The organism is Elusimicrobiota bacterium (assembly GCA_026388075.1).
Classification (GTDB): domain Bacteria; phylum Elusimicrobiota; class Endomicrobiia; order Endomicrobiales; family JAPLKN01; genus JAPLKN01.
In genome coordinates, this window is the sequence record JAPLKN010000144.1 from 1 (window position 1) to 11,409 (window position 11,409).

Annotated in this window: 16 protein-coding genes; 1 reads left to right on the top strand and 15 read right to left on the bottom strand. The window is 35.3% G+C overall.

What is annotated here, in order from left to right; translation table 11 throughout:
- Nucleotides 1-353: 353 nt before the first annotated feature.
- The 12 genes from NT145_07820 to NT145_07875 form a co-directional block, all read right to left on the bottom strand.
- Nucleotides 354-773, bottom strand: coding sequence for a hypothetical protein (locus tag NT145_07820; protein ID MCX5782587.1), 420 nt, complete (start codon nucleotides 771-773; stop codon nucleotides 354-356).
- 13 nt (nucleotides 774-786) lie between these two features.
- The gene (locus NT145_07825; protein ID MCX5782588.1) at nucleotides 787-1,335 is read right to left on the bottom strand and encodes a protein-export chaperone SecB; all 549 of its coding nucleotides are present in this window, start codon (nucleotides 1,333-1,335) and stop codon (nucleotides 787-789) included.
- Nucleotides 1,293-1,718: a hypothetical protein gene (locus NT145_07830; protein MCX5782589.1), complete on the bottom strand. Its 426-nt coding sequence runs from the start codon at nucleotides 1,716-1,718 to the stop codon at nucleotides 1,293-1,295. Before NT145_07830 ends, NT145_07825 begins: the two co-directional genes overlap by 43 nt.
- A 13-nt stretch (nucleotides 1,719-1,731) precedes the next feature.
- The gene (locus NT145_07835; protein ID MCX5782590.1) at nucleotides 1,732-2,124 is read right to left on the bottom strand and encodes a HEPN domain-containing protein; all 393 of its coding nucleotides are present in this window, start codon (nucleotides 2,122-2,124) and stop codon (nucleotides 1,732-1,734) included.
- 321 nt (nucleotides 2,125-2,445) lie between these two features.
- A complete protein-coding gene (locus NT145_07840) occupies nucleotides 2,446-4,104 on the bottom strand; it encodes a hypothetical protein (protein MCX5782591.1) in 1,659 nt (552 codons plus the stop codon).
- Between the two features lie 11 nt (nucleotides 4,105-4,115).
- On the bottom strand, nucleotides 4,116-4,415 hold the full coding sequence (locus NT145_07845; protein MCX5782592.1) for a DUF3768 domain-containing protein: 300 nt from the start codon (nucleotides 4,413-4,415) through the stop codon (nucleotides 4,116-4,118).
- Between the two features lie 191 nt (nucleotides 4,416-4,606).
- Nucleotides 4,607-5,422 carry a recombinase family protein gene (locus NT145_07850; protein ID MCX5782593.1) on the bottom strand — a complete coding sequence of 272 codons (816 nt, stop codon included), beginning with the start codon at nucleotides 5,420-5,422 and terminating at the stop codon, nucleotides 4,607-4,609.
- A 352-nt stretch (nucleotides 5,423-5,774) separates the two neighbouring features.
- Complete coding sequence (locus tag NT145_07855) at nucleotides 5,775-6,275, bottom strand: zinc ribbon domain-containing protein (protein ID MCX5782594.1); 501 nt, start codon at nucleotides 6,273-6,275, stop codon at nucleotides 5,775-5,777.
- A gap of 88 nt (nucleotides 6,276-6,363) precedes the next feature.
- Complete coding sequence (locus NT145_07860; protein ID MCX5782595.1) at nucleotides 6,364-7,011, bottom strand: zinc ribbon domain-containing protein; 648 nt, start codon at nucleotides 7,009-7,011, stop codon at nucleotides 6,364-6,366.
- A 32-nt stretch (nucleotides 7,012-7,043) separates the two neighbouring features.
- On the bottom strand, nucleotides 7,044-7,370 hold the full coding sequence (locus NT145_07865; protein MCX5782596.1) for a zinc ribbon domain-containing protein: 327 nt from the start codon (nucleotides 7,368-7,370) through the stop codon (nucleotides 7,044-7,046).
- Between the two features lie 25 nt (nucleotides 7,371-7,395).
- The gene (locus NT145_07870; GenBank protein ID MCX5782597.1) at nucleotides 7,396-7,554 is read right to left on the bottom strand and encodes a hypothetical protein; all 159 of its coding nucleotides are present in this window, start codon (nucleotides 7,552-7,554) and stop codon (nucleotides 7,396-7,398) included.
- 88 nt (nucleotides 7,555-7,642) lie between these two features.
- Entirely contained in the window at nucleotides 7,643-8,731 is a 1,089-nt protein-coding gene (locus NT145_07875; GenBank protein ID MCX5782598.1) for a hypothetical protein, read from the bottom strand.
- Between the two features lie 542 nt (nucleotides 8,732-9,273).
- Here NT145_07875 and NT145_07880 point away from each other — a divergent pair.
- The gene (locus tag NT145_07880; protein MCX5782599.1) at nucleotides 9,274-9,597 is read left to right on the top strand and encodes a helix-turn-helix transcriptional regulator; all 324 of its coding nucleotides are present in this window, start codon (nucleotides 9,274-9,276) and stop codon (nucleotides 9,595-9,597) included.
- 33 nt (nucleotides 9,598-9,630) lie between these two features.
- Here the strand turns inward: NT145_07880 and NT145_07885 are convergent, their stop codons facing one another.
- The 3 genes from NT145_07885 to NT145_07895 all read right to left on the bottom strand — a co-directional run.
- Nucleotides 9,631-10,038, bottom strand: a complete 408-nt coding sequence (locus tag NT145_07885; GenBank protein MCX5782600.1) for a YHYH domain-containing protein — start codon at nucleotides 10,036-10,038, stop codon at nucleotides 9,631-9,633.
- Nucleotides 10,035-10,934 carry an MBL fold metallo-hydrolase gene (locus tag NT145_07890; GenBank protein MCX5782601.1) on the bottom strand — a complete coding sequence of 300 codons (900 nt, stop codon included), beginning with the start codon at nucleotides 10,932-10,934 and terminating at the stop codon, nucleotides 10,035-10,037. Before NT145_07890 ends, NT145_07885 begins: the two co-directional genes overlap by 4 nt.
- A 44-nt stretch (nucleotides 10,935-10,978) precedes the next feature.
- Nucleotides 10,979-11,409: hypothetical protein (locus NT145_07895; protein MCX5782602.1), on the bottom strand; the 431-nt coding region annotated here is incomplete at its 5' end.

Genomic DNA, 11,409 nt, shown 5'->3' on the forward strand with positions numbered 1-11,409 from the left:
CGCCTTGTTTGTCAAAGGCCTGCGTGAGAAAAAAGGTATTGAGAAAAGTTTTTGGGCGAAAAAGTTCATTCAAAGCATTGTTTATTCAAAAGAAAAAGTCGTTGTAAATTTAAATACTTTTACAAATTGCCTTCCCCCCTTTCCCGAATCCCCTCAAAATTCACTCACAAACAAAAAAGAGCGGGGAATTTTTCCCTGCTCTCTCATGTCTGATGTGTCCAAGATGGCTGCCCGGATGGGACGATTTTAGAACCTTGAACTGGGGCAGTATATACCCTTCTATTGAACTCACATTGCAACAAGTTAACAATCTGCTACTAACTGCCTAAAACTAAGCAAGGTCTTATTGCTTTTTACTTGTAACTTTTCATAGATATCAATTTCCCGTTTTTGTAGATAGCTGAACATTGGATACTACCATCTTCATTATAGACGGTAGAAACCCCATTGCCGAGACCATTCTTATAATAACATGTGCCACAGACCTTACCATCTTTATAATAAGATTTTGATAACCCGTTAGCTTTGCCGTTCTTATACGAACACTCTGTCAACGAACCATCGCCACCATACCGTTTTAAAATTCCATCCGGTATTCTACTATCTGCCACGGGTTCAAAGAAATTTTCCTGCGTTACTTTAATAGAGAACATTCTCTTCCCGTTCTGATAGAATACGTGAGAATCTTCTTCCAGTCTTTGTTCAACTTCACCAAAAATAAGAGAGGGTATTATGACCATCATCACAAATAAAAGCAATATTTTCTTCATCATTAAATTGTCCCTTTTATTTTGCTGATTGATTCTGTCCAGATGAATTCTCTACAACTTGTATATCCAATCCCTCTAATGCCTTCGTTGCCAAAGCTTGAACATTTACCAAAGGCAATATTACTGAACCAAGACCAGCATTTGCCAAAAAAGAAGTAATTGCTCCCCTTAAATAAGGCAAAAGAATAGCAGGCATTTGAAACTTAACAACCGTATTCTCCTCTTCTTTTGTCAATCTATTCATACTACTACTTTCAACTTTAAATATCCCACTAATACCAGTTTCAAGCGAAATAAGAGCTTTTTTATCCCCATTCCCTTCTTGGTTATCAAGGGATATACTACCGCTTAGTCCACAAATATAATAATTTCTATCTTTAAAATAAATGGGTTGGCGAATACCAATTTTAAAGTTCCAAAGTGCAGGTTTTATATTGCCTGCAACCTCCAATAAATTCAAATTTTTTATCATTTCGTAATTGAAGGAATCTACTTTATATGAAAGAAATTTGAACACGGATGTTATGCCGCTATCGGCATTTCCATCTGAGATGTTATCAACCATTCTTTTTCCCCTCCTTCAAAATAATTAGTTTCTTGCACACTATAAGATGCGAATGGAAAGTCTATATAACTATTGGAGTTATAGGGCACCTCTTGTTCCAACGAAAACAGGGAGCGATATATCTGAACAATATTATCTGAAGGCATTTCATTTTCAAGCAAGTATGCAATATGAATATTGAATACTTCTTTCTTTAAGAAGATATTTAAATCAATATCTGTTAATAATAACGAAAAATCATCACTAGTGAAAATATCCTTATTGTCTATCAAAATAAAATATTCGTTGTCTGGTTTAAGAATCTTCTTGTAAATATTTAATGTGGGATATTTATCAGATATTTTTTTCATAATTTCGTTAATTATTTTCTCAACCTTGCTCATTTAAATTCTCCTTTCAATTACTTTTCTCAATGAAATCAATTATATCTTTGGCATAATCCAAACAATCTTTTGCTTGTTGTGCCGATATATCTCTTGCGCTATAATCAGCAGTCCATCTCAAATTATACATAACACCTAAATTATCAAGTGGTTTCAATGTAGCTAAATTAAATGTTATTTTATTTGCCACATTTTGGTTAACAATACACGACTTTATCTTGGGTTTTATTTCTCCATGACGCAAGCTACCATGCGGTTTAACGACATTTTTATTGCATAAGTAATTTTTTGCCATTTGAACAGTTGCATAATAAGCTCTGTTTGCAATAATATTAAAGAATTTATTATTCTTTAAATATTTTTCAGCAATTTCTATATTTTCTTTTGATTTTTCTATTAACCCCATAAATATTGCTCAAAATTTTTATGATATTCTTTAATTTCGCAATGGCAATAATAGTTAGTTTGCAAGGAAGACTTGATTTTAGAAGGACGCTGGATTATGTCATTTTATGATGTTTCATTCTACTTTTTACAACAAAGAATGTCAAACAAAGTGATAAGTATCAAAGTATAAATGCTGGGTGAAGGGCATATATATCTCAAAATTAGGGCTTCTGTTAGGGATTTGGAGCGGTTTTTATATAGGGTATGCTCTTTTGATGGATAGTTTTATAGTTAAAGCTTTATAGTCGGAAAAGGGTATAAAAGGGGCTGTTTTGAAGGCTTAAGAGTTCTGTTTTCGGCTTCTGGGCTTCTTTGGGCTGATTTTAGCTCTTAATTCAGCAGGGCTGGTAAGTCCATTGATTAAGGATGGGGCTTGAATTTTTCCATCTTCATTGACAGTGATGTTCAGCTTATAGACAGAGGTCTTTCCCTTGCCACCCGAAACAAGCTCCAGATATTCAGCTTCCAAAGGGGCGATGTAGTTCTGCAATATCTGGGGATAGTAGTTTTTTCCCTGTTTTTTGAGATAATGCAAAATGTCTCTTCTTGTAAAAGCCATCTCTTCTGTAAAATCATTCCGTTCATTCATCTCATTGCACATATCTATTATTTGCCCTAACAATTCTCTTGAGCGTTTATCTAACTCATCCAGATTTTGCCCTAAAACATTTACTGCAAGGTTGTAAGCAGTCTCATAATCCTCAATAGTTGCATTAATATATCTGCCAATAAAAGTGTCCTCTTTTACTTCCCGCTGGAATTGTCTCAAGAACGCTATGACAGTAATTAAATCCAAGAATCTATCCATATCACGACGGGTTCTCACCCACTTTGTTGGGAAACTTATCTTTTCTGCATAGGGGATTGTCACCTTCAAAGGCTCTAGCAGTCTCTGAGCATTTTGATGTTTTCTCATAATCCCTTCACTGTGTTTTTTCCGAGCCATACCCTCAAGCGTTCTGCATTCTTTCTGGGCTTGCTGTATCAGTCGGGTTTGCTCTTCGGTCTCATCAATATATATCTCAAAAACCCGCGTCTGATTATCAATTTCAAGTGCCGTTCCTGTGGTAGTTTCAAGAAATGCAACCGGCCCGGAAACTTCAAACCACTCTGTTTTCATTACATTGTCATCCGCTTTCTGCGGAGCAAGTAATCTTAGCTTTTTCTCTGACTGTAACAAACGTATTGAATAGTTGGCAGTATCCGAACCAGTACGCTCCGCAACCGTGATGAGTTTGTTTTTTAAGTCATTCTTATCCATCCAGAACAGAGCATTTTCAGTAATCCTGCTGACATCAAATATTTCTTCCGAAGGCATTAAGGAAACTATCGCTTTCATTAACTGGGATTTACCGCTTGAGGATTGAGCTTTTATAACCCCTGACAAAGGGCTTTCTAATTTTCTACTCGTTGCTATGAGGTAAACCAATATTTTGTTAGTCTGCTCACCCACATAGCCAAGATTTGTTATATCGCTTTCAATTAGTTCAAATAAGTTAGATGCCTTTAGAAAGTCTATTGCAGATTGTTTTTCTTCATCCGTCATTTCGGGAGCACGCTTCTTGTCTTGGATGAGCTTATTCCTGACTTTCCTCTCAAGAAATTTCTTGAGTTCTGATTCCAAGCCTAACAAATGCTTTTCTATCTTTTTGGAATCAAATCCTTTTAGCTTATTTATAAATTCAGTTCGTGCCCGTGACGAAAATAATGATACTAAGTTCTTATGTATTAAATCTCCCCGATAATTCATTTCTATTACGGCTCTTATCCCGTAGCTTTGCTGAGTAATATTCTCTACGCGATATTTGTGCTCCCCTATGTGATAGATAACAGAGTTATCATCCAACTCTTCAAGAAAGGGGACTGAATAAGCTTCGCTAACTATAACTTTTGGCATAACATCTTTTCTTGCAAGTATTTCTTTTGCTGTTTGTAACATAATTGCCTCCTTTAATATTCTTCTGCGAGCAGAATAGTCAATACTAAATCAGTAGCGTCTTCACCTTGGTAGTCATCTATCTTCCAGAATATCTTTCTGCCGAAAATCAAAATACTCCCGAAATCGTGTTCGCCCCAAGGGTTATTGTCCTGATTAAAGTTATTGAAATCTCTGACAGCTCCAAAAATATCAGCAATCTGCTTATCATTAAATGAAGCGGTTATCCCTTGAGTAATAAGCATTTTGTTTCTTGAATCAACGCTGAAAAGAATATTCTTTCTGAAAGCGTCATTTCTTTCTGCTATGCTCATTTTCATCACCTCCATTTTGTTTGACATTAGCGTCTTAAGTTCCTATAATAAATATGAGCAAAATATAACCTATAGAGGGTTTAGTTGCTCTTGGGAGCGGTGTTATCAGCACCGCTCTTTTTTATTTTTGGAAACGGGGTTCAAAATTTATTGCCCAAATATTTGTACCTTGTCCTGCACAATCCTCACCATTACCTTGTTAAAGGTGGGGCTGACCTTCTGAATAAATCTATCTTCTGATGAATCCCTTTCTCTGTCTTGCCGTACTTTATCTTTCCCCAATAGGTCTGATTCTGGAGAATATATTTGATGCCCGATGGATACCATTTATGCCCATATTTAGAAGGAACCCCTTCCTCATTCAAAGTCTTAGCAATAGAATATAAAGACTTCCTTCCGAACCTCATCCTGAATATTCTTTCAATTATTTGTGCTTCTTGGTTATCAATAAACAGTTCCCCACCCCTAGATTTATACCCAGTAGGCGGTTTTCCGCCAGCATATCTTCCTTGATTGATTTTTCTCAATCTACCGGAAAGCAAGCGTTCTACGATTCTTGTTCTTTCAAATTCAGCAAAAGAGGAAATAAGTTGGAGAAATATCCTTTGGGTAGGGTCATCCCAGCGGTAGGGTTCTGAAATTGATACTAGGGTTATTTCGGATTTTTTGAGTTCTTTTTCTATCCAAAGAGTGAGGAAGGTATCTCTTGCAATGCGGTCTAACTTTGAAACAAAGACAAACTGGAATTTCTTTACTTTGGAGTCTTCCAAAAGCTCTATAAGCCCGGGGCGTTGGTCAACAGCTCCAGATATTCCAGAATCTTCATAAATTTTGATTAAGTTAAATTGAGGGTTTTCTTTGCAGTATTTTTGGATGGCTTCTTTCTGGATTTCAAGACCCTGTCCATTTTCGGCTTGAAGGTCGGTGCTTACTCGTATGTATCCAACTGCGTTGACTTTATCCGTATTTCTCTCTTCGCTATTTCTAGCGGAGAGAGTTTTGCTCATAAGTCGGCTATCGCTCCATTCAAGGTCTTATTTTTCATTAATTATGATTATAGCATAATTCTCCGACGAAGTCAATAGCATTCTAAGACGATAAAAGGGCTAAAATAGGGCATTTTTAGGGCTTTTCTGGTCGGAAAATGGGGGATTATATGGAATAGTGGGTTTTAGGGGCAAAAATGGCATTGCTGAGCTTCTGGAAGCGTCTTAAGGGTATATGCAGAGGGCTGTTTGAGGTATTTGAGGCTCAGGGGTAAGTAGAAATACGTATTGAAAAATGAATGCTATTTATCAATTTTAGGATAAATAAATGAAAATATTTATAACATTCAATGTGATATTTTGGTGCTCTAAATTATGCCCGGTCTAAGACATAACCACATGCAGAACATTTGTATACTTTCTTTTTCATAATCAGGATATATCCAAGCAAACCGATTACAAGTGAAATAATGCCAATCACTACTGCAACGATTACGCCAATGCCAGTTGCGACATTTGTACCTGTGGAAGCTGTGCCTGAAGCTACTGATACTTGCATAGTTGAAATAAAAACAAGAATTGCAAAAAATATTCCGAGAATTGAGGGAACAGTCAATATCCACCCAATTGCAACGACTACTGGGGACATTCTTGAAATCTTTGTTGGTAGCATTACTTTTTCTTGCTTACATGCCTGACAATCTATAGCAGTTGTCTTAATCGGAGTTGTAACAGTAGGTAGCGTTTGTTTTTTTTCACTATCAAGTTTAATAGTTTCCGCACTATCGGATTTAATTGGACAACCACATTTCACACAGTGCAAAGCCTTATCAGATATTTCATGACCACATTCAGGACATTTTCTTAGAGCCATATTCAATTTCCTCCTTTTATTATTGCAAATTTCCAGAAGTTTCAATTACTTGCCATTCTGATTCGGTGCTGCACCGCATATACTCTTTTCATTGAGGAGACCTAAAATATTTATTATAAAGTCTTGACGCATCTTCTTTATTTTCTTTACTTTTTCCATTATCCTTTATCTTTTCAAGCCCCTCTCCAAAAATTTGTATTTTTTTTCCACTATCCAATTTTACTGTATATTTTTTTTCTCCTGAATGCGTGTAGCCTACAACTTTTTGTGTCCCATCTGTGTAATACCTTATGTCTGGTGTTTCTCGTTCATAACTTACTCTTTCAACCGTTCCTTTTTCGCCGTTAGTGGCTTTTTCTGATTCTGGGATTTCTACCATATGTCCTTTGCCACCAAACAAATAAGATAGCTCATTGCCACCTTCAATATAACCCGTCAACTGCTTATCACTATCAACTACAGTAACTCTATCATTTACTTCAAAAACTCTTTTGGGATGATAAGAAAGTACCACAACAAGAAAAATCAAAACTGCTAAAGCAATATAACCAAAAAGACCTATCTTCGCTTTAGGGCTTTGCAAAGAACCCGTTAGAGCCGCAGTATTTGCACTTGCAATATTAGGTGGCGTTTGTTTTTTTTCAATATCAGGTTTAACTGGGTATCCGCATCTCACACATTGCAAAGCCTTATCAGATATTTCATGACCACATTCAGGACATTTTACCAGTGCCATATTTAACCTTGTAAATTACTGAACCAATATTTTCATTTTTTATTTTCTTGAGGGACTACCTCTAAATATTTGTCAATTTTTTCAAAGTCAATTTCCCAACGATTAGACAAATCTGGTTTTGTAATGAAACCTTGAATTTCAAGCTCTGATAAAATATTCGTTGCCCTTGCGGATGAACCAAGATGAGCTTTTAACAAATCTTGAGAAACTCTTTTTCTTTCTTTAATAAGTTTAAGAACTGTTTTTATTTCATCGTTTTCCTTGGGCACATATTCTTTCAGCGGTAAACCACATTTAACACATATTTTTGCTTTGTTTGATATTGTTGCACCACATTCAGGACAACTAATTAAAGACATATATTCTCTCTGTTTAGCTACTTATTTATCCCTTTTTATTTTTTTCCTTCATCACTTTGTACGCAGCAACAAGTGTAGCCGCTTGTATTATTTCTGCTTCCGGGTCATATTTTTCTTTTTCAAAAAATATTCTAATTAACACGCTTATCAATAAGCCGGCAAGTCCCGAAATGAACCACCACATTAAAAATAGCCAATGTTCTTGATTTAGCAGAAGAAAACAAATAAGGTATACGGTGATTTCTAAATGGCAGTATAAAGAACCGGATATTCTATTCTAATTCTGTTAGCTCAATCAAAGGAACATAACCGAAGTAATCACTCCATAATCTTAATCCCAATACTTTTCCTTTAACCTTAATTACTGTCCCTTTGTTGAAGTACGTAATTTGGTTAGTTAGTTCTTTTGGCACTTGCACTAGTATTCTTTTGGAATTTTCTGATAAAATAGCTTCCTCAAAAGCATTCCTCATTTGCCCGTTCATTGGCCCTGGATAAGTATCCAAATATGGCTGATTAGAATATTTTCCTACAATACCCGCAATTACATTGCTTCCGGGCTCTGCAAGAATTTCAGTGACTGTAATAGTAAACATTGTCTTGCAACCTTTCAAATTTTCACTATTGAGTTTAACTTCGTTGTAATCTTTAACAAAATAGTCTCCTTCATTAATATATTCTATTATTTTGTTTGGAGGAAAATTATTCAAGTCAGTTTCAGCCAGACCTGCAATCATTTCCCGAGCTTTCTCTTTCTCGCCATTACAAGTATATTGCATTGCTAATAATAAGTAAGAATAATTAGGTTTTACATACGAAGGAATAGACCTCATTGCCGAATCGTATTCACTGGATGCAAAAGCAAAAGTAGCAGATGAAGCCTCAATTATTTCTGAGTTGCTCTTGGATTTATCAGCTTCATACTTTGCGATGATATTTTTTAGAGAAGCATTATAAAAGTTGGGGAGCCTCTTCTGCTTTTCAAAAAAGCGTAACATTTCAAAACCAAATTTTTTTTCTTCTTTGCTTAAATCCTTCCAGAGGTCTTCATGCACTAAAATTGTGCCCTTTTTTTGATGCTCCTTTGAAGATATGATACTTCCACAAAATACATCCGCCGCTATAGAATTAATTTTTTCAAATTCAGCTATTTTTTCTTCAAACTCTGTTCCTGTTGATTTGTTTATCCATCCCCCTTTAATTATTTCAGGGATATTCCCAAGCGTAGCCCTATTCTCATCCAAGTGCTTTTGAAAATTCAAATCCACATCTTTCAAAGGATAACCACCTTTTTTCTTAGCCTCTGCTAAACTTGCAGAAGCTAATAAGAATAAACAGAGAAATAAAACTATCTTTTTCATAAGTTTCTCCGATGTGATACGGGGTATCTATTTTTCATATCCTTATGAGAGTGACTAAGTTATTTTGACTCTTTTTCTACGCTTTTAATGGTCTACAATACAGACATTCTAGCTATTCATTCTTCTATATTATATCTCTTTGCTTCAACATCTTCCGCCATTTTTTGAGCTATTTCTTAAACCCTTGCTATTCAAATACCGACTCATTCTACCGGTTCATTCTCAAATAATACATCATTCTCTTATATCGCTTTCAATATTTTCCATAGTCATTCTCTAATATCCATATCATTCCGCCATTTTTCGGGCTATTTTTCTCATACTCAATAGTCAAATACCGATTCATTCTCCTAGCTCATTCTCAAGCATTTTTTATGATTTATATTCAAAAATCAATCAAATACTCTTTTTTCTTTAATGCTGGAGAATAAAGTATATCGTTCTTTTACAAAATATTGTCTTTATTGTCAATACGCTTTCTGGTCTTGTATGCTATGGTTTAACAGGCAATATATTTATATTCTATTAATGGAGGACAAACTATGGAAAATATCTATAAGCAGTTGGGCAGTAGAATCCGGGAAATTCGCAAAAAGAAAAGTTTAACGCTTGAGGAACTATCTGACAGGGCTGAACTTGATTGGTCTTTTTTGGCTAGGATTGAAACTGGAAAGGCAATTCCTTCTATAATGTCACTTTCAAAGATTTCCAAAGCTTTAAATGTGTCTATAACTGATTTATTTTCTAACCATATCCTTGGGCAGGATAAACTCCTTGAAAGTGAAATAATTTCTTTAATTCACAAACTTAAGACTTCAGACAAAACTCAGCTAATAAAAATCCTAAAAACTATCCTTCCAGTTTAAGCAAATCATAAGAATATTCCAAATGTAATTATGCTATTCTGTCGGTGGCCTACACATTTTACAAGGCACATATCCTCTTGATTGAGCTTCAGCTGGACTTGAAAAAGTAATCCTGTTGCTTGGTTTTATTTTATTTGCCCACTGGCAAGAAGGATAGTGGTATTTATTTGAGTTTACTGAACCAACGAGTTCGCCTCCCCTATATGTATTAGCTTGTTTTCCGTATGAACTCGCTCTTGAATTGTTCAAAGCATTTATTGCTTCTGTTTTTGAAGAAAATTCCTGACCAGCAAGAGAGCCCGAATGGAAGTGGTAAGTTCCAGTTGCTCTGTTGTTATGACCACCATATGCATCTGTCTTTCCCTTATGAGCATAAATTGGGCAACAGATAGAGCTAAGAAAAATACTTAAACCAAAAAGCAAAGTAAATATCTTTTTCATTTTTCCTCCTTAATTATGTTTCTCTCATCTTGAGAACTGTTTTCCCTTTCATTTGTATTTTCCAAATTTTCAGGCTCCATAATCTCCCCAGTAGAAGTGATGACACATTTCAGAGTTCCCTCAGTATCTGTTCTGTAAACTTGCACTTTATGTTTTCCCAATTCCATAAGGGTTTTCTGCGTTGGATGACCATATGAATTATTACCTACTTCAATAATTGCATATTTAGGATTTACTTTATTAAGAAAATCTGTACTTGTACTATATGCACTTCCGTGATGAGCTACCTTTAATATATCTGCCTTAAGCTTATCGCCATATTGTTTAATCAATCGTTCTTCAACACCCTTTCCTATATCTCCAGTAAAAAGAACTGATTTCCCTTTATATGTCAATTTCAGCACTATTGAGGCATCATTAATCTGATATCCATTGTTTGATATTGTTGTTGAGATACAAGTGTTAAAAAGCTCTGCTCTAACCTCTGGGTCCCAATTGAGAGTAGAACCTTCAATAGGATAGTATGTGGTACAGCCTGGCTCAATTTTTGCCTTGTTTCTAACACTGTCATCACCTGAAGCTCTTGCATTATCAATTTTTGTGTCATAAAAACCATTCACTTGCATTTTGTCAAAGACATAGTTTAATCCCGCATAATGGTCTGAATGTGGATGAGTTAAAACAAGAAAATCAATTGTAGAATAGCCAGTTTTACTGAGGAAATTAGATATATTTGTATCTGAAGAACCGCCGTCTATTAACACGGCTTTACTGCTTGGTAAAACAATAAATTCTGCATCACCTTGCCCTACATCTACGAAATAAATAGTTAAATCTGCATGCAATATATTTACTAATGATAACAAAAACAAAATTAGAAATATTTTCCTAATCATTTTTCTTATCGTCACCATTTTTAAGTTATTACTTTTGTTATGAGTTATTTTGAGTTTTCTTTTTCCGGTTTAAGGTTGTTAAATTTATATTGGTCTGGATTCGTTTTTAAATGAGGAGAAACTACTGTACCATCTTTTTTTGTATATCCTTTTTGTAGTTTTATAGTGCCCCCTGATTGATAATTTCTTTCTTTCCCGCTTGAATTTGTAGGTGTCTTAATTTTTGTATTAGATTCAGGAATAACTACTGGTCTCGGTTCTGGAGCGGACTTTTCAACAGGTTCTGGAGTGGATTCTACAGCAGGTTCTGGGGGTGTATAACTGTTTGAACCACTATAATGAGAAGCATGGGACTCATGTGATGCGTGAGAAGCATGTGATGAGTGAGATGCGTGAGAAGAATGTGAACTATGCCATACCATTTTTAAAGTGTCGTCTTTTGCATGCTTCAAGATAAGTGATTTTTCATTTTTTT